The organism is Stella humosa (genome assembly GCF_006738645.1).
GTDB lineage: Bacteria > Pseudomonadota > Alphaproteobacteria > ATCC43930 > Allostellaceae > Allostella > Allostella humosa.
The window spans coordinates 3,010,229-3,026,079 of the sequence record NZ_AP019700.1 but is presented as its reverse complement, the minus strand read 5'-3'; the positions used below and the strand labels follow the sequence as shown (position 1 = coordinate 3,026,079).

Here is a 15,851-nt window from a genome sequence, read left to right as displayed (position 1 = left end):
CGAGGCGTCATTCATGGGGAGGAGGGCCAGATCGGCATCTGCACCCCCAGGGCATGGACGAAGAGCCCGACTGAAAGCGCGGCCAGCACGATGCCGGCGATCACGATCTCCCTCGGCCGCGATTCCCGGTCGGCCAGGCTGCCGATGCCGACGATCAGCAGCGTGGCGATGATGACACCCAGCCAGCGCACGGTGATGGCGAAGACCAGCACCGACAGCGTCACCAGGATCAGCGGGCGGGCGCCGAAGCGTTCCACGGCCGGCCCGCTGGCGGCAAAGGCGCGGGCGGCCGTGAGGGCGCCGATCAGCATCAGCCCCAGCGCCAGCATGCGCGGGATGTAGCCCGGCCCCATGGTCGCGGCATCGCCGACCTGCAGCTCGCCCGAGGTCAGGTAGGCACCGGCCCCGAACAGCAGGAAGAGGATGCCGGCGCCCAGGTCCTGCGGATGGCGAAGCTGCATGGGCGTGCTCCCGAAGCTACTTCGTAGCCCAGGGGCTGGACTTCCACAGCTCCTCGAACTCCTTCTGCTGGCGACGGAGCGAGGCCTCCCAGGATGCCGACGGCTCGTAGGCGAGCGGCAGGTACTGCTGCTTGGCCTTCTCTTTGAAATCCGGATCGTCGACCGTCTGCTGCACGGCCTTCACGATCTGCTCCAGGATCTCCGGCGGCAGCCCCTTGGGCGCGCCCAGCCCGCGCTGCGAGCCCATGACGATGTCGATGCCCTGCTCGCGGAAGGTGGGCGCGGACTCGTTGCCCTGCCAGCGCGCGGCCGCCATGTGGCCGATGATGCGGATGCGGCCGGCATCGCCCGTGTAGGAGGTGACCTCGCCCAGGTTGACCGAGCCGATGGTGATGTGGCGACCGAGCAGCGCGGTGCGCGTCGGCGCCGAGCCGGCGAAGGGGACATGGGTCATCTTGATCCCGGCCGCACGCTCCAGCGCCAGCATGGCCAGATGATCGTCCGAGCCGATGCCCGACGTGCCGACGGTGACGGCACCCGGGTTCGCCTTGGCGTAGTCGACCAGCTCCTTCAGGTTCTTGATCGGCGTGTCGACATGCACGTTGAAGGCAGTGGGGTCGTCGACCATGTTGGCGATCGGCGTGAAGTCGTCGAGCGAGAATCGAGCCTTGCGCTCGATCGGGATGGTCAGGACGTTGGGCGTGTTGATGAAGCCGATGGTGTAGCCGTCCGGCTTGGCCTGGGCCAGTTGGGTCCAGGCGATCTCGCCGCCGGCGCCGCCGCGGTTCACCACCGTGATCTTCGCCTTCAGGTACTTCTCCAGGAACGGCGCCAGGGTGCGGGCCATGATGTCGGTGCCGCCCCCGGCGGAAAAGCCGACGATGATCTCGATCGGCTTGTCGTTCGGCCAGGCGGCCTCGGACGCGGGCGCAAAGGCGGCGATGGCGGCGAACAGGGCCGCCGCGGTCAGGGACCGGCGCATGCGATGTTTCCTCCCGGTAGCGATTGTTCTTGTCGACGGTCCGTGCCTACTTCGCCTGCCAGGGCGTCGCCTGCCAGACCTCGCGATACTGCGCATCCGCCTTCGTCAGCTCGGCCGACCAGTCGGCGGCGGCCTTGTAGTCGAGCGGCAGCACCTGCTGACGCGCCTTCTCGATGAAGTCTGGGTCCTTCATCGTCTGGGCGACGGCTGCCGCGATGCGGTCGATGATCTCCTTGGGCGTGCCCTTTGGCGCGGCCAGGCCGCGCTGCGAACTCATGATCACCTCGAAGCCCTGCTCGCGGAAGGTCGGGGCGTCGGGGCGGTCGGTCCAGCGCTTTGCCGCCATGATGCCCAGCACCCGCAGCTTGGCGGCATCGCCCGAAAAGGCGGTGACCTCGCCGATATTGAGGGCGGCAGCCGTGATGTGCCGGCCCAACAGGGCCGTGCGCGCGGGTGCGGTGCCGGGGAAGGGGACGTGGGTGAACTTCGCCCCCGATGCCTTCTCCAGATAGATGATGCCGAGATGGTCGTCGGAGCCGATGCCGGTGGAGGCGATCGTGACCGCGCCCGGGTTCGCCTTGGCGAAAGCGACGAGGTCCGCCACGGTCTTGTACGGGCTGTCGACGTGGACGCTGAGGGCGGAATAGTCGTCGACGATGTTGGCGATCGGCTCGAAGTCCTCGAGCTTGTAGCGGGCCTTGCGCTCGATTGGGACCGTCAACGCCGCGGGCGAATTGATCATGCCGATCGTGTAGCCATCGGGCTTGGCCAGGGCCAATGCGGTGAACCCGACCTCGCCGCCGGCACCCGGCCGGTTCACCACAACGACCGACGCCTTCAGGTACTTCTCCAGGAAGACCTGCAGGGTGCGGGCGCCGATGTCGGTGCCGCCGCCGGCCGGGTAGGCCACGATCATCTCGATCGGCTTGTCGTTCGGCCAGGCGGCGCCGGCGGGGGCGGTTGCCAGCGTCATCGCGCCGGACAGCGCCAATATACCGGCCACGCCGGCGATCAGCAGGGATCGTCTGCTCGTCAAGGCTCGTCTCCTCCCGGGGAAACCGCCGGCGCGGACGTTCGTCTCGTTGCCGGCGTGCTATGGATTCGGACCGGGATGATAGTGGCGAAACGCGCCAGCCGCGAGCTTATGTTCGGCTTATTCCTGGCGGATATAGGCAAAGCGCGGGGCCTGCGGCGTGCCTTCCAGCGGCGCTTCCGGCTGCCAGGCGACGGTGCGCTCGATGGCGGCGGCCAGCGCCAAGTCGCGGCCCGTGATGCCGCCGGACTCGTGCGTGTCCAGGCGGATGTCCAGCCGGTCGTAGGCCAGCGTCAGCGTCGGGTGGTGCCAAGCGACCTCGGCCAGATGGGCGACGGCGCCGGCCGCCAGCATCGTCGCCTTCCAGCCGCCGGTCCGGAACGTCCGGACGATCGACCGGCCGTCGCGCCGCCAGGCCGGCAGCGCCTGGGCCAGGTGCGCGTCGACCGCAGCATCCTCCAGCAGGGGCGGCGGCGTGCGCATCAGGCCGGCACCCGGCGCCGCTCGATCTCGACGCCGACCACGGCCTCGGGAAAGACGTCCAGCTTCTCCACCCGCACCGTCACCCGGATGGCGCGCGGGTCGGCCAGCGACAGGGCGGCGATATGCTCGGCCAGCGTCTCGGCCAGGTTGAAGTGGCGGCCCGCCGCCAGCGCGCGCGTGCCCTCGACGATGTCGCCATAGGAGATCACCCGGCGCAGCGAATCCTCGGGCTGGGCGGGGTCGACCGTGGCGTCCAGCGTCACGTTGACCCGCACCCGCTGGCGGGCGTGATGCTCGTGGGCATAGGCGCCGATCGAGGCCGCGACGACGAGGTCGCGGACGAGGATGCGGTAGGGGGCGGTGTCGCTCGGCATGATGCCCGCGAACATGGCCCCCGGCAGCCTGCCGCTCAAGCCTGAACACGCGAGCCCGCCGGTTGTATCTTCCCAGCCGACTGCTGCGCCGGGCGCGAAAGGTTGGCTGGCCGATGAACATCTCGATCCTCGATGGCGTGGCGTTCGCCACCTTCATCGTCGCCTGGTGCGGCTACACCTTCGTGGCCGACCACAGCCGCTGGGGGCAGGGCAACCTCATCACCACGGTGCACACGCTGCGGCGGCGCTGGATGGAGGAGGCGGTGCGGCGCGACAACCGCATCGGCGACACCAACCTGCTGGGCAACCTGATGCGCAGCGTCACCTTCTTCACCTCGACCACGATTTTCATCCTGGGCGGGCTGCTGGCGGTGCTGGGGGCGGCCGACCGGGCGCGCGACATCCTGCTCGACCTGCCGTTCGCCGCGCACACCAGCAAGGTCTTCTGGGAGCTGAAGATCATGCTGCTGCTGGTGTCCTTCACCTATGCCTTCTTCAAGCTCACCTGGTCGGTCCGCCAGTTCAACTATTGCTGCATCGTGCTTGGGGCGACGCCACCGGCCGATGGCGACCCGGCGGAACTGACGGCCGCGGCCGACCAGGCGGCTCGCCTGGCGAACCTGGCCGGCGACAACTTCAACGCCGGCCTGCGCGCCTACTATTTCGCGCTGGCGGCGCTGTGCTGGTTCGTCCATCCGGGCCTGTTCATGGCGGCCTCGATCTGGGTCGTGCTCGTCCTTTATCGCCGCGAGTTCCGCTCCCACACCCGCCGGGTGCTGCTCGGCGAGGATTGAGGGAACGCGACAAGGTTACAGAGAGTTAATTCCCCCGAGCCGCTTGGAAGTGCTCGGCGGCTCGTTCTTAAGGAACACGGAGCAGCGTGGCTCTGAACGATGAGGAGGAAATTTCGATGTCCCGAATCTCCAGCGTTTTGAAGCCTCTGCTGGTCGTCACCGCATTGGCCGGGTTCCTTTCTGCCTGCCATGGCCATCATGGCGGTTATCGCGATGGTGGCTACTACGGACCCCGTGCCAACAGCTCCGGCTACTACGACGGTTATCGTCGCGGTCCGCAGCGTGGCTATTGGCGCTGAGCCGGATAACTTCTGTTTCCGAAGGTAAAGACCATGGAACACGATCGTCGGTTTCTGATGCGGGGCCTTCTGGCGGCCGTCCTGCTGGCGGCGCCCCTGGCGACTGCCGGCGCGGCACCGCACGCCGTCCCCGCGGCGCAGGACCATGCCAAGGCCATCAAGGCCGAGCAGGTCCAGTTCCGACAGGACGATGCGCGCCGCGGCCCGCCGCCGCCGCGCCGCGAGCGGATGGGCCGCCCGCCCGGCCCGCGTGACCAGTATGTCTGGCGCAAGGGCTACTACGTCCGCGACGGTGGCCAGTACGCTTGGCGTCCGGGCGAGTTCGTTCAGAAGCCCCGCCCGCGGGCCGTCTGGGTCGGCGACCGGTGGGTCCGTCGCGGCGGCGAGTGGACGTACATCGAGGGCCGCTGGCGCTGAGCGGCAGGCTCTGGAACGGGGAGGCGGGTAACCGCCTCCCTTCTTCCTTGTGGAGGATAGAATGTCGAAGGTTCCGTATTTCCTGAAGCCGGTGGCCATCGCCGTGGCGCTGTCCGGCCTGCTTGGCGCCTGCGCGGTCTACGTGCCGGGTCCCGGACCGGGGCCGGGCTACTATCGCGGCGGCGGTGGCTACTACGGCGCGCCCGCGCCCTACTATCGCGGCTACTACGGCCGGCCGTACTTCCGCTGACGGTTTTGCGCTACGACGCGTTGGGGCGATGCTCGCGGTTGGCGAGCATCGCCAGGCAGTTCCACAGGACGGTCGCAGCCAGGAACGCGGTCATTCCGCCGACATCGTGCGGCGGGCTGACGGTGTTGATGTCGCAGGCGACCAGGTTCAATTCCCCGCACCGGCGCAGGATGCGCAACCCGTCCCGCGCCGACGCCCCGCCCCAGGTCGGCGTGCAGACGCCAGGTGCCACGGCCGGGTCGAAGAAATCCATGTCGAAGCAGAGATAGACCGGCCGGCCGCCGATGCGCTCGCGCACGCGGTTGAAGACCGGGCCCATGCCGTCCTCCATCAGGCGGTCCATCGTCACCAGCGTGTAGCCCAGTTCCTCGGCGTACTCGAAGACGCCGGGCACCATCGTCGGCCCGCGCGCGCCGATGTGGAACGAACGGCCCGGGTCCAGCACCCCTTCCTCGACGGCGCGGCTGAACGTGGTGGCGGTGTTGAAGCCAGGAATCGGGTACGCGTCGGTATGGGCGTCGATATGGACGACGCACAGATCCGGGAAGCGCCGGTGCAAAGCGCGCAACTGGGGCAAGGTCACGGCACCGTCGCCGCCCATCGTCACCGGCACCGCGCCGGCATCGACCGCATGCCAGACGGCGGCCTCGATCGCGGCAAAGGAGGCTTCGATCAGGCTGGGCGTCACCAGCGCGTCGCCCAGGTCGACCACATTGAGTTCAGCCAGCGGGTTGCGACTGGTCAGCGGATCGAAGGCGCGCAGCAGGGCCGACTGCTCCCGGATCGCGGCCGGCCCCTGGCGGGAGCCGATGCGCACCGGGTGCGTGCCGCAGTCGAACGGCATGCCGATGATGACGGCCCGGCTGCCGCGGGCGTCGGCGGCGGCGGGCGCATCCATGAAGGTGGTGGCGGGACGGAATAGGCGGGTCATGGCCCCTCGACTATGGCGGCTGGCCGGCAAGCCCGCAATCGGCCTTCCGGCCCTCGATCCCGCCCTGCCTTCCCGCAGCGGTTGAAGACCGATCGCGATGGTCACGCCTGTCAAAACGCGGCGCGTCAGCCTAGAATACGGGCAGGTTGCTTCTCCTGCAGGCAGGGACGAATGGGTCGGTCGCTCTGGGTCATCATCGTCTCGGCCGGGGTGATCCTCGGTATCGTCGCCGGCATCCGCCAGGGCTTCGGCCTGTTTCTGCTGCCCATGAGCACCGACTATGGCCTGTCGCGAGAGGCGTTCGCCTTCGCCATGGGCCTGCAGAACCTGATCTGGGGCTTCGGTGCGCCGGTTGCCGGCGCCATCGCCGACCGCTACGGGCCGCGCCTGGTGGCGGCGGCGGGGATCGTCTTCTATGTCGCCGGCGTCGTCGTCATGGCGGCCGACTGGGGCGGGGCGCAGATGCTGTCGAGCGGCGTGCTGCTCGGCATCGGCATGAGCGGGGCCGGCTTCTCGGTCGTCCTCAGCGCGGTCGGCCGCGCCGCGCCGCCGGAACACCGCGCCAAGGCGCTGGCGCTGGCCAGCTTCGGCGGCTCGATCGGGCAGTTCATGGCGCTGCCCTACACGCATATCCTGATCAGCGAGATCGGCTGGGTCACGGCGCTGCTAATCCTCGGTGCCACGTCGATGCTGGCAGTGCCGCTCGCCATGGGGCTGGGCCGGCGGGTAATGCCGGCACCGACGGCACCCGGCACGGTCCGGTTGGGGCTCGCCGCCTCGCTGGCGGAGGCCGCGCGCGACCGGTCCTTCCTGCTGCTGACCACCGGCTTCTTCGTCTGCGGCTTCCAGCTCGCCTTCATCATGGTCCACCTGCCGCCCTACCTTGGCGACAAGGGGATGGCGCCGTGGCTGGGCGCGGCCGCCCTGACGCTGGTCGGGGTGTGCAACATCGCGGGCACGCTGGCCTGCGGCTGGCTCGGCCAGCGGTTCGAGAAGCGGCTGGTGCTGACCTGGCTCTACCTGGTGCGCACGGTGTTGCTGACGGGCTTCATGCTGGTGCCGGTTTCGGAGACGTCGGTGCTGATCTTCGCGGCCGGGATGGGCTTCACCTGGCTGCCGACCATCCCGCTCACCAACGGGCTGGTGGCGCAGATCTTCGGCCCGACCTACCTGTCGACGCTGTTCGGCGTCGTCTTCCTCAGCCACCAACTGGGCGGCTTCGTCGGCCCCTGGGTGGGCGGGCTCGTCTATGACTGGACGGGCTCCTACGACAGCGTGTGGTGGGCCTCGGCCGCGCTCGGCCTGGTGGCGGCCCTGCTGCACTGGCCGATCGACGAGCGCGGCGTCCGCCGCGCCGGCCCGGCACCGCAGCGGGCGTGATGCCGGTCCAGGCCATGGCGGGCCTGGCGGCCGCCCTGCTGGTGCTGGGCGGCATCGTCATCTGGTCCGAGCGCGGCCTGGCGATCCTGCTGGACCTGGGCGCGGCGGTGGCTGCCTGCTTCTGAACTATTCCGCCTTGACCAGCCGGAACAGGACCTTGGCATCTGTCATCGCGTACATGCGGTCTTCCACCGTCGGATAGTAGTCGGAGTCGGAGTGGGGCTTGTACGGGGCAAAGCCTCCGGGTCCGAAGCTGCGCATCCCGACCGAGAAACCGGCTTCGTGGAACGCCGCGGCGTAGTCGTCCAGCGAGCGGTCGGGAAACTCGAGGCGGCTCCGTTCCTCGATCAGTCGGCGCCAAAGCGGCCAGAGCCGATTCCCGGTGTGGCAGGCGGTGGCGGCGTAGTAGACGCCACCCGGTCGCAACGCTGCCAGCACCTGCCGGGCATGATGGGCGACATCGGGGACGAGGTAGACCACCTCGTGGCTGAAGGCGATATCGAAGCGGCCGTCATGCTGCGCCAGCCGATCGGCCGGCTGGAAATCCAGCGGCAGACTGCCCTTCATGGCCTGCGCGGCGGCCAGGGATTCTACCGCGATGTCGACGCCGAGCCCGAAGCGGAATGGCCGGAGGGCGTGAAGGGTGCGCAGAAAGCCCCCTTGGTTGCAGCCGAAGTCCAGAACGCTTCGGTCGGACAGGTCCGCTTCCTCAACCAGCCCGATCATCTGGCGCCAGATCGGCACATGGGATGGGCCCATCGCGTCCTCCTGCGCCCGATCCTTGTGCCACGTCGCAATCGCTGACTCGGAACCAGACATTTCGCCCTCCACGGCCTTGAACATGGCCGGGATCGTCGTCCGTCCGCGCCCCCGCCCGCAAACGCAGTATGCTCACCCGCTGTTGAGCTATATTGGACAGCGATGGTGCATCCCCTGCCGCCGCTCGCCGCCCTGCGGGCCTTCGTTGCCGTCGCCCGCCTGGGCAGCTTCGCCCGCGCCGCCGCCGCCCTCAATGTCAGCACCAGCGCCATCAGCCATCAGGTCCGGACGCTGGAGGGACAGCTCGGAACGGCACTGGTGACACGGGCGCGCAATGGGGCGGGACTGAGCCGAACGGCCGCGACAAAGGCGGGCAGCGCGCTGCTGGACGCCGTCGAGGAGGCGCTGGCCAAACTGTCCGACGCCTGCGACGCGGTCCGGGCCGAGGGCCGGCCGGCGTCGCCGACGCTGACGATATCCGCCAGCGGTTCGGTCGCCTCGCTATGGGTGGCACCCCGCCTCGCCGTGTTCGCCGGCCGGCATGCTGGCGCCACATGGCACCTGCGCGCCTGCGAGGACGAGGCGCCGGATCTGGAGCAGGCCGCCATCGACCTCGCAATCATCCGGGTCCGGCCGACGGCGATGCTGGCTACCGACCATCTGCTCTTCCGCGAGAGCATCTTTCCGGTATGCAGCCCGACCCTTCTTGCCAGCGGAACGGCAGAAGACATCCTCCTTCAGAACCTCCTGGAGGAAGAGCACGGCGCCGATGTCGAGAAGAGCTGGGCGCACTGGTTGCCGCTTCTTGGACGACCGGCTGGGAAAGCCGGTCGGACCATCCGGTTCGGCAGTTTCAATCAAGTCGTGGCCGGTGCGCTGGCAGGCACCGGGCTGGCCCTCGGACGCTCGCCCTTGATCGATGACGAACTCCGGGCGGGCCGTCTGGCGCGGCCGTTCCCTTTACTGTCACTGCCAGGGTCGTGGACGTTCGTGGCGCGGACGAGGCCGGGTGCTGCCCGTAACCCACATGTCGCGCGACTGCGGAATTTCCTGGGCCGTGGTGACTATGGCGGCGGCAGTCCGTCGGCCGCCTTGCCCTGACCATGATCGCGCGGGCAGACTGCCGGACCTTGCGGGAGGGACAACGACTTGGCGCACATCGTCGGCGCCGGCGATACCGGCTTCGGTCGGCATGAGGGCCGGACGACCATCGACCTGATGACCCAGGCAGCAACGGCCGCATTGGCCGATGCCGGGCTGCGGCGGGGCGACATCGACGGGCTGATCTGCGGCTATTCGACCACCCATCCGCACCTGATGCTGGCAACCGTCTTCGCCGAGCATTTCGGGCTGGACCCGGTCTATGCCCACGCGATGCAGGCGGGCGGGGCCACCGGCTGCGCCATGACGATGCTGGCGGCCCGGCTGGCTGACGCCGGCCAGTGTCGCCGCATCCTCGTCATCGGGGCCGAGAACCGGGCGACCGGGCAGAGCCGGGATTCCTCGATCCAGACACTGGCCCAGGTCGGCCACCCGGATTTCGAGGTGCCCTACGGCGCCACCATCCCGGCCTACTATGCGCTGCTGGCGTCGCGCTACATGCATGTCCATGGCGTGACCGAGGCCGACCTGGCGGAGTTCGCGGTGCTGATGCGTGGCCATGCCGCCAACTGCCCCGGCGCCCACCAGGCAGCACCCATCACCGTGGCCGACGTGCTGGCGTCCAAGCCAATCGCGGCCCCCCTGAAGCTGCTCGACTGCTGCCCGATCTCCGATGGCGGGGTGGCGCTGGTGGTGGCGGCCGAGGCGGCCGGCGGCGGCGCGCATATCGCCGGCATGGGCCAGGCCCATCGCCACCAGCACATCACCCACGCCGCCGACCTGACGCAGACGGGGGCGGCGCTGGCGGCCGAGCGCGCGCTGGAGGAGGCCTGGGCTGGGCTCGACGACATCGACTATCTGGCGGTCTATGACAGCTTCACGATCACGCTGACGATGCTGCTGGAGGAGATCGGCTTCGCACCGCGCGGTGGTGCCGCCGCGATGGCGCGAGCGGGCGCGTTCGGCCCGGCCGGATCGCTGCCGCTCAACACCCATGGCGGGCTGCTGGCCTTCGGTCACTGCGGCGTCGGCGGCGGCATGGCTCATATCGCCGAGGCCTATCGCCAGCTAGCCGGAAAGGCGGGCGCCCGCCAGGTGCCCGACCGGCGCACGGCCTTCGTCCATGGCGACGGCGGCGTCATGTCGTCCCATGTCAGCCTCGTGTTGAGGGCCGAGTGATGGAACCGCTGGCAAGGCATTTCTGGGATGGCTGTGCGGCGGGCGAGTTGCGCCTGCGCCGCTGCACATCCTGCGACACGTGGCAGACTTTCCCGCGCGAATTCTGCACCGCCTGCGGGTCGACCTCGCTGCAATGGCGGCGGGCGGCGGGCACCGGCACGGTGCACGCAGCCACCCTCGTCACCCGCGCGCCGTCCGACGCATTCCGGCCGCTGGTCCCCTATGCCATCCTGCTGGTCGACCTCGACGAGGGGGTGCGCATGATGGCCCACGGCATGCCCGGCCTGGCGATCGGTCAGCGGGTCGCGGTCACCTTCCTGGCGCATGAGGGGCGGCACCTGCCGCGCTTCGTCGCCCTTTGATTCCCCAATCTTCCCCAGGATCGCCATGCCGCTCGACGAAGGCCTTCGCGCCGCCCTCAACCCGCGCTCCGTCGCTGTCATCGGCGCGTCCGAGAACCCCAACAAGGTCGGCGGGCGACCGATCCACTTCCTGTCCAAGTTCGGCTTCAAGGGTGCCGTCTATCCCATCAACCCGACCCGGCCCGAGATCCAGGGCTACAAGGCCTATCCCGACCTCGCCTCGTTGCCCGAGGCGCCGGAACTGGTCGTCGTCGCCATCCCGGGAGAGGCCGGCATCCAGGCAATCGACGCCTGCGGTGAGCGCGGGGTGAAGGTCTGCGTGGTGATGGCATCGGGCTTCGGCGAGACGGGCGAGGCGGGGCTGGAGGCGCAGCGCGCCATGGTGGCTCGCGCCCGGGCGCGCGGCATGCGCATCGTCGGCCCGAACAGCCAGGGGCTGGCGAACTTCGCCACGGGTGCCGTCGCCAACTTCGCCACCATGTTCATCGAGGCGCCGCCCGCCGACGGCCCGGTCGGCATCGTCAGCCAGAGCGGCGCCACCAGCCTGGTGCCATATTCGCTGCTGCGCGGCCGCGGGATCGGCGTGCGCTATGTCTGCGCGACGGGCAATGATTCCGACCTGACGGCGATCGAGCTGGCCCAGGCGATGGTGGCCGATCCCGACATCAAGCTGCTGCTGATCTATCTCGAAGGGATGACCGACGCGCCGCGCCTGGCCGAGCTGGCGGCGGCGGCCCGTGCCCGCGACCTGCCGATCCTGGCGCTGAAGGCCGGGCGGACGGCGGCCGGCGCCCAGGCAGCGCGCTCGCATACCGGCTCGCTGGCGGGCGAGGACCGGGTGATCGATGCCTTCCTGCGCCGCCACGGCATCTGGCGCGCCAGCGACATGCATGACTGGTGCGCGGCGGCCGAGCTGTATCTGAAGGGCTGGCGGCCCGAGGGGCGACGCATCGTCGCCATCAGCAATTCGGGTGCGAGTTGCGTCATGGCGGCCGACCGCGCGACCGAGCTTGGCCTGCCACTCGGCCGCTTCCAGGCGGAGACGGTGGAGGGGCTGAAGGGCGTGCTGCCGGGCTTTGCCACCACCACCAACCCGATCGACGTGACGGCGGCCCTGCTGTCGAACAGCCGGCTCTTCAGCGACATCCTGCCGATCGTCGGGCGCGACCCGGCGGCCGACCTGTTCTTCATCGCCATTCCAGTCGCCGGCGCCGGCTACGACGTGGCGGCGTTCGCCCGCGACACCGCGCAGTTCATGGCCGACACCGGCAAGCCGGTGGCACTCGGCGTGCCGCAGCCCAACATTGCGGCCATCTTCGCCGAGGCCGGCATCCCGACCTATGCCAACGAGACCACGGCCATGCGCGCCCTGGCGCAGCTTGCGGCGCACACGGCGCTGATGCGGACCGCGCTGCCGACGATGCCGGCCGCCGCGCCGGTCAATCTGCCGGCCGGGTCGACGCCGTTCCTGAACGAGGCCGACAGCCTGGCGCTGCTGGCGGCGCAGGGCATGCCGGTGGTGCCGCACCGGATGTGCCGCACGGTGGCCGAAGCGCGCGCGGCCTTCGCCGAGCTGGGCGGGCCGGTGGCCGTGAAGGCTTGCTCGGCCGACGTGCCGCACAAGTCCGAGCATGGGCTGGTGGCCTTGGGCCTGGCCGACGCCGACGCGGTCGCCGCCGCCTTCGAGGGGCAGATGGCGGCCCTGGCGGCGATGGGGGCAGCGGCCGAAGGCGTGATCGTCGCGGCCATGGTGAAGGGCCGGCGCGAGCTGGTCCTGGGCGCCAGGCTGGACCCGATGGTCGGGCCGGCGATCATGGTCGGCGACGGCGGCAAGTATGTCGAGGCGCTGGGCGACGTCGCCATCCTGGTGCCGCCCTTCTCTGCCGCCGAAGTGGTCGACGCGCTGATGGGCCTGCGCATCGCGCCCATCCTGAAGGGCACGCGCGGCGAGCCGGCGCTCGACCTTGCTGCCTATGCCGACGCGGCGGTGCGCCTGGGCGCCCTGATGCAGGCGGCCGGCGGCCGCATCGCATCGGTCGACCTCAACCCTGTGATGGTCGGCGCGGCCGGCGAGCCGACGGCCATCGTCGATGCGCTGGTGGAGCGCGCATGACGGCGCCGGTGCTGCGCCGGCCGTCGGCTGCCGATCATGCGCGTCTGCTGGCGCTGAACAACGACCACGCGACCGAGCTGTCGCTCCTGTCGGCCGATGGGCTGGCGGCGCTGCTGGCCACCGCCTTCCATGCGCGCATGGCCGGGGAGGGGGCCGCACTCCTGGTCGGGCTCGACCAGGATGCCGCCTATGACAGCCCGAACTTCCTGTGGTTCCGGGCGCGCCATCCCCGCTTCGCCTATGTCGACCGGGTGGTGGTGGCGCCGGCCGGGCGCGGCCGCGGGTTGGCACGGGCGCTCTATGCCGACTTCTTCGCCGCAGCCGTCGCGGCAGGCCATGACCGGGTCTGCTGCGAGGTCAATACCGATCCGCCCAACCCCGGCTCCGATGCGTTCCATGCCGCACTGGGCTTCCGCGAGGTCGGGCGGGCGACGCTGCCAGATCGTGGCAAAAGCGTGCGCTACCTCATGCTGGGCCTGACGCAGCCGGCAGGCTGCGGTTGATCGGGTTCCACCAGTCGGGATACCGTCCAGCAATGCCGCCACCGCTCCTGGTTCACTTCATCGCGGGGACCGCCGGACCCTGGCGCATCGACCGCATCGACGCCGTCACCGGCGAGAGCCTTGCGCTGGCCGACCGACTGGCGATCGAGGAAGGGGCTGCTGCACCCGTATCCGGCAGCACTTGGATATTGCGCGGGACCACCAGCAACACCCGCTACACGCAACGGGCCGAGGTCGACGCCCTGTCGGCGGTACAGCAGGGGCTTGGTCGGCCCCTCGCAACGAGGGCGGCCCTCATCCCCATCCGCAAGACCGAGGCGTGGTGGGCGCTGGCCCAGGACGAGCGCAGGGCAATCTTCGAGGAACAGTCGCGGCACATCGCCATCGGCCTGCAATACCTGCCCGGGGTCGCCCGGCGCCTGCATCATGCCCGCGAACTTGGCGGCCCCTTCGACTTCCTGACCTGGTTCGAGTATGCGCCAGGCGATGCCCCTGCGTTCGAGGATATGGTGTCCCGGCTCCGGGACACCCCGGAGTGGCGCTACGTCGACCGGGAGGTCGACATCCGCCTCGAGCGCTGGTAGCCCAAGGAGCGATGGGCTCCCACGCCGGCGGACGAGCGGCCCAGGTCGATCAGGCCGGGAGGCTCTCTGTCGCACCCCATTGCGGACCCCGCGCCGCAGCCGGACATTCCGGACAGACAAACGCGGGGTATTCGGCATGAGCGACGATCACGAAGGCGGTCCGGAACGCCGGCAGTTGCTGACGCAGGACGTCATGGAGCGCACGGGCATCGACGAGGCGATGATCCGGCGGCTTGTCCACGCCTTCTATGGCGCCGTGCGGGCCGACCCGTTGATCGGGCCGGTCTTCCTGGGCCAGGTCAAGGACTGGGACCGCCACTTGGCGCAGATGTGCGACTTCTGGTCCTCGGTCGCCCTGATGACCGGGCGCTACCACGGCCGGCCGATGGCCCCGCATATCCGCCTGGGCCTGGAGCGGGCGCATTTCGATCGTTGGCTGGCGCTGTTCGAGGAAACCGCCCGGCGCGAATGCGCCGGGGATGCGGCCGCCGCCCATTTCGTGGAGCGGGCGCACCGCATTGCCGAGAGCTTCGAGCTGGGCATCGCCACCCACCATGGCCGGCCGTTCCCGCAGCGCCGGCCGCGCCCGGCCTGGCTGGTGGACGTCGATCAGCGCGCGGGGACCGCCACCGCGTAGCGCCCGTCCTTCCAGGCATAGACCGCGTATTTCGGATCGACCACGTCGCCCTTGGCATCGAAGCGGAGCTGGCCGACGACCGTGTCGAACGTGCCGGCGCGCAGGGCATCGGCCACCTTGGCGGTCGCCACCGACTTCGCCTTGGTGGCGGCCGCCGCCCAGACCTGGATCGCGGCATAGGTGTAGAGGGCATAGCCCTCCGGCTCGTAGCCGCCCTGGCGGAACCGCTCGACCACGGCGGCGGCCGCCGGCTCCTGCCGCGGGTCGGGCGCGAAGGTCATCAGCGTGCCCGTGCCGGACTGGCCGGCGATCTTCCAGAACTCGTCGGTGACCAGCGCGTCGCCCGAGATCATCACCGCGTCCAGCCCCTGGTCGCGTGCCTGGCGGACGATCAGCCCCGCCTCGGTATGGTAGCCGCCCAGGTAGATCGCGCCGATCTGGGCCGCCTTCATCTTGGTGACCAGCGCGGTGAAATCCTTGTCGCCCTGGGTGATCGCCTCGTACATCGCCTCCTGCCGCCCGCCCTGGCGATAGACGGCGCGCGTCTCGTCGGCGAGGCCCCGGCCATAGGCGGTCTTGTCGTGCAGGATGGCGACGTTGCGGTCGCCGAAGCGTTCGATCAGCAGGCGCCCGGACACCTTGGCCTGGGCATCGTCCCGGCCATAGGTGCGGAAGATGTTGCGCCACTTCCGGCGCGCGGCGTCGTCGGTCAGCGCGGGCGCGGTCGAAGCGGGCGTGATCTGCAGGATGCCGGCCTCGTGGTAGACCGCCAGCGCCGGGATGGAGGAGGAGGAGCAGTAGTGGCCGGCGACCAATGCCACCCGCCGGGTCGCCAGCCGGTTCGCCACCGCCACGGCCTGCTTGGGGTCACAGGCGTCGTCGCCGACCTCGAGCCGCAGCTTGCGGCCGAGCACGCCGCCCTGGGTATTGATGGTCTCGACCGCCAGCTCTGCACCGCGACGAAGCTGCTCGCCGAAGATGGCGTACTGGCCTGTCATCGGGCCGACCGTGGCGACGACCAGCGGCTCGGCGGCGGTCACGGATCGAACGGGGATGGCGGCAGCCACGATCAGGGCCAGCAATAGCGCGCGTCGCTGCATCTTCACCTCCGCCGGGCAAGGGCCGAGGCATCTAGCAGCGCGGCCGCGCTGCTGGCAATCGTCCGAAGATGGTTTCGATCCGGGCGGCGGCGCGGCGCGGCCTTTGCTA

The 15,851-nt window shown here is 69.9% G+C and carries 21 protein-coding genes; 13 read left to right on the top strand and 8 right to left on the bottom strand.

Going from position 1 to position 15,851, the window contains the following annotated elements; all coding sequences use genetic code 11:
• Positions 1 to 11 precede the first annotated feature (11 nt).
• The 5 genes from STVA_RS14240 to STVA_RS14220 form a co-directional block, all read right to left on the bottom strand.
• Entirely contained in the window at positions 12 to 461 is a 450-nt protein-coding gene (locus STVA_RS14240; RefSeq protein WP_123688576.1) for a tripartite tricarboxylate transporter TctB family protein, read from the bottom strand.
• A gap of 16 nt (positions 462 to 477) precedes the next feature.
• A complete protein-coding gene (locus tag STVA_RS14235) occupies positions 478 to 1,443 on the bottom strand; it encodes a tripartite tricarboxylate transporter substrate binding protein (RefSeq protein ID WP_123688575.1) in 966 nt (321 codons plus the stop codon).
• 46 nt (positions 1,444 to 1,489) lie between these two features.
• Positions 1,490 to 2,479 carry a tripartite tricarboxylate transporter substrate binding protein gene (locus tag STVA_RS14230; protein WP_197735632.1) on the bottom strand — a complete coding sequence of 330 codons (990 nt, stop codon included), beginning with the start codon at positions 2,477 to 2,479 and terminating at the stop codon, positions 1,490 to 1,492.
• A gap of 117 nt (positions 2,480 to 2,596) precedes the next feature.
• Positions 2,597 to 2,959: a 4a-hydroxytetrahydrobiopterin dehydratase gene (locus STVA_RS14225; RefSeq protein WP_123688574.1), complete on the bottom strand. Its 363-nt coding sequence runs from the start codon at positions 2,957 to 2,959 to the stop codon at positions 2,597 to 2,599.
• The gene (locus tag STVA_RS14220; protein ID WP_123688573.1) at positions 2,959 to 3,348 is read right to left on the bottom strand and encodes a dihydroneopterin aldolase; all 390 of its coding nucleotides are present in this window, start codon (positions 3,346 to 3,348) and stop codon (positions 2,959 to 2,961) included. The genes STVA_RS14225 and STVA_RS14220 overlap by 1 nt, the downstream gene beginning before the upstream one ends.
• A 98-nt stretch (positions 3,349 to 3,446) precedes the next feature.
• Here STVA_RS14220 and STVA_RS14215 point away from each other — a divergent pair, with 98 nt between their 5' ends.
• From STVA_RS14215 to STVA_RS14200, 4 genes are all read left to right on the top strand, one after another.
• Positions 3,447 to 4,127, top strand: coding sequence for a DUF599 domain-containing protein (locus STVA_RS14215; protein WP_123688572.1), 681 nt, complete (start codon positions 3,447 to 3,449; stop codon positions 4,125 to 4,127).
• A gap of 86 nt (positions 4,128 to 4,213) precedes the next feature.
• The gene (locus STVA_RS14210) at positions 4,214 to 4,426 is read left to right on the top strand and encodes a hypothetical protein (RefSeq protein WP_142235768.1); all 213 of its coding nucleotides are present in this window, start codon (positions 4,214 to 4,216) and stop codon (positions 4,424 to 4,426) included.
• A 57-nt stretch (positions 4,427 to 4,483) separates the two neighbouring features.
• Complete coding sequence (locus STVA_RS14205; protein WP_123688834.1) at positions 4,484 to 4,843, top strand: YXWGXW repeat-containing protein; 360 nt, start codon at positions 4,484 to 4,486, stop codon at positions 4,841 to 4,843.
• Between the two features lie 61 nt (positions 4,844 to 4,904).
• Entirely contained in the window at positions 4,905 to 5,093 is a 189-nt protein-coding gene (locus STVA_RS14200; RefSeq protein WP_179955402.1) for a hypothetical protein, read from the top strand.
• Between the two features lie 10 nt (positions 5,094 to 5,103).
• Here STVA_RS14200 and STVA_RS14195 read toward each other — a convergent pair whose 3' ends face one another.
• Positions 5,104 to 6,024, bottom strand: a complete 921-nt coding sequence (locus STVA_RS14195; RefSeq protein WP_123688571.1) for an arginase family protein — start codon at positions 6,022 to 6,024, stop codon at positions 5,104 to 5,106.
• Positions 6,025 to 6,195: 171 nt separating this feature from the next.
• Between STVA_RS14195 and STVA_RS14190 the strand changes: the two genes are divergently transcribed.
• Both STVA_RS14190 and STVA_RS28365 read left to right on the top strand, forming a co-directional pair.
• Positions 6,196 to 7,404, top strand: coding sequence for an MFS transporter (locus STVA_RS14190; protein ID WP_123688570.1), 1,209 nt, complete (start codon positions 6,196 to 6,198; stop codon positions 7,402 to 7,404).
• The gene (locus STVA_RS28365) at positions 7,404 to 7,529 is read left to right on the top strand and encodes a hypothetical protein (RefSeq protein ID WP_276330451.1); all 126 of its coding nucleotides are present in this window, start codon (positions 7,404 to 7,406) and stop codon (positions 7,527 to 7,529) included. The genes STVA_RS14190 and STVA_RS28365 overlap by 1 nt, the downstream gene beginning before the upstream one ends.
• A gap of 1 nt (position 7,530) precedes the next feature.
• On the opposite strand, the gene STVA_RS14185 is transcribed toward STVA_RS28365, so the two are convergent.
• Positions 7,531 to 8,247, bottom strand: coding sequence for a class I SAM-dependent methyltransferase (locus tag STVA_RS14185; RefSeq protein WP_245978208.1), 717 nt, complete (start codon positions 8,245 to 8,247; stop codon positions 7,531 to 7,533).
• A 78-nt stretch (positions 8,248 to 8,325) separates the two neighbouring features.
• On the opposite strand from STVA_RS14185, the gene STVA_RS14180 reads away from it, so the two are divergent.
• From STVA_RS14180 to STVA_RS14150, 7 genes are all read left to right on the top strand, one after another.
• Positions 8,326 to 9,264, top strand: a complete 939-nt coding sequence (locus STVA_RS14180) for a LysR substrate-binding domain-containing protein (protein WP_123688569.1) — start codon at positions 8,326 to 8,328, stop codon at positions 9,262 to 9,264.
• A 48-nt stretch (positions 9,265 to 9,312) separates the two neighbouring features.
• Positions 9,313 to 10,443, top strand: a complete 1,131-nt coding sequence (locus tag STVA_RS14175; protein ID WP_123688568.1) for a thiolase family protein — start codon at positions 9,313 to 9,315, stop codon at positions 10,441 to 10,443.
• Entirely contained in the window at positions 10,443 to 10,805 is a 363-nt protein-coding gene (locus STVA_RS14170) for a Zn-ribbon domain-containing OB-fold protein (RefSeq protein ID WP_123688567.1), read from the top strand. Before STVA_RS14175 ends, STVA_RS14170 begins: the two co-directional genes overlap by 1 nt.
• Positions 10,806 to 10,830: 25 nt before the next feature.
• Entirely contained in the window at positions 10,831 to 12,918 is a 2,088-nt protein-coding gene (locus STVA_RS14165) for an acetate--CoA ligase family protein (protein WP_123688566.1), read from the top strand.
• Entirely contained in the window at positions 12,915 to 13,421 is a 507-nt protein-coding gene (locus STVA_RS14160) for a GNAT family N-acetyltransferase (RefSeq protein ID WP_123688565.1), read from the top strand. Before STVA_RS14165 ends, STVA_RS14160 begins: the two co-directional genes overlap by 4 nt.
• A gap of 32 nt (positions 13,422 to 13,453) precedes the next feature.
• Entirely contained in the window at positions 13,454 to 14,005 is a 552-nt protein-coding gene (locus STVA_RS14155; protein WP_123688564.1) for a chlorite dismutase family protein, read from the top strand.
• Positions 14,006 to 14,141: 136 nt separating this feature from the next.
• Positions 14,142 to 14,642 (top strand): group III truncated hemoglobin, encoded by a 501-nt coding sequence (locus STVA_RS14150; protein ID WP_245978207.1) that lies wholly within the window; start codon positions 14,142 to 14,144, stop codon positions 14,640 to 14,642.
• Here the strand turns inward: STVA_RS14150 and STVA_RS14145 are convergent.
• Positions 14,615 to 15,742, bottom strand: a complete 1,128-nt coding sequence (locus STVA_RS14145; protein WP_123688832.1) for a branched-chain amino acid ABC transporter substrate-binding protein — start codon at positions 15,740 to 15,742, stop codon at positions 14,615 to 14,617. The two genes, STVA_RS14150 and STVA_RS14145, sit on opposite strands and share 28 nt — an antisense overlap.
• Positions 15,743 to 15,851: the final 109 nt, after the last annotated feature.

Excerpts from the sequence above, each read along its gene's own strand:
- STVA_RS14165 (WP_123688566.1), top strand. The coding sequence starts at position 10,831 with ATGCCGCTCGACGAAGGCCTTCGCGCCGCCCTCAACCCGCGCTCCGTC.
- STVA_RS14235 (WP_123688575.1), bottom strand. The coding sequence starts at position 1,443 with ATGCGCCGGTCCCTGACCGCGGCGGCCCTGTTCGCCGCCATCGCCGCC.
- STVA_RS14205 (WP_123688834.1), top strand. The coding sequence starts at position 4,484 with ATGCGGGGCCTTCTGGCGGCCGTCCTGCTGGCGGCGCCCCTGGCGACT.
- STVA_RS14160 (WP_123688565.1), top strand. The coding sequence starts at position 12,915 with ATGACGGCGCCGGTGCTGCGCCGGCCGTCGGCTGCCGATCATGCGCGT.
- STVA_RS14190 (WP_123688570.1), top strand. The coding sequence starts at position 6,196 with ATGGGTCGGTCGCTCTGGGTCATCATCGTCTCGGCCGGGGTGATCCTC.
- STVA_RS14170 (WP_123688567.1), top strand. The coding sequence starts at position 10,443 with ATGGAACCGCTGGCAAGGCATTTCTGGGATGGCTGTGCGGCGGGCGAG.
- STVA_RS14155 (WP_123688564.1), top strand. The coding sequence starts at position 13,454 with ATGCCGCCACCGCTCCTGGTTCACTTCATCGCGGGGACCGCCGGACCC.
- STVA_RS14180 (WP_123688569.1), top strand. The coding sequence starts at position 8,326 with ATGGTGCATCCCCTGCCGCCGCTCGCCGCCCTGCGGGCCTTCGTTGCC.
- STVA_RS14220 (WP_123688573.1), bottom strand. The coding sequence starts at position 3,348 with ATGTTCGCGGGCATCATGCCGAGCGACACCGCCCCCTACCGCATCCTC.
- STVA_RS14145 (WP_123688832.1), bottom strand. The coding sequence starts at position 15,742 with ATGCAGCGACGCGCGCTATTGCTGGCCCTGATCGTGGCTGCCGCCATC.
- STVA_RS14150 (WP_245978207.1), top strand. The coding sequence starts at position 14,142 with ATGAGCGACGATCACGAAGGCGGTCCGGAACGCCGGCAGTTGCTGACG.
- STVA_RS14195 (WP_123688571.1), bottom strand. The coding sequence starts at position 6,024 with ATGACCCGCCTATTCCGTCCCGCCACCACCTTCATGGATGCGCCCGCC.
- STVA_RS14185 (WP_245978208.1), bottom strand. The coding sequence starts at position 8,247 with ATGTTCAAGGCCGTGGAGGGCGAAATGTCTGGTTCCGAGTCAGCGATT.
- STVA_RS14225 (WP_123688574.1), bottom strand. The coding sequence starts at position 2,959 with ATGCGCACGCCGCCGCCCCTGCTGGAGGATGCTGCGGTCGACGCGCAC.
- STVA_RS14200 (WP_179955402.1), top strand. The coding sequence starts at position 4,905 with ATGTCGAAGGTTCCGTATTTCCTGAAGCCGGTGGCCATCGCCGTGGCG.
- STVA_RS28365 (WP_276330451.1), top strand. The coding sequence starts at position 7,404 with ATGCCGGTCCAGGCCATGGCGGGCCTGGCGGCCGCCCTGCTGGTGCTG.
- STVA_RS14215 (WP_123688572.1), top strand. The coding sequence starts at position 3,447 with ATGAACATCTCGATCCTCGATGGCGTGGCGTTCGCCACCTTCATCGTC.
- STVA_RS14240 (WP_123688576.1), bottom strand. The coding sequence starts at position 461 with ATGCAGCTTCGCCATCCGCAGGACCTGGGCGCCGGCATCCTCTTCCTG.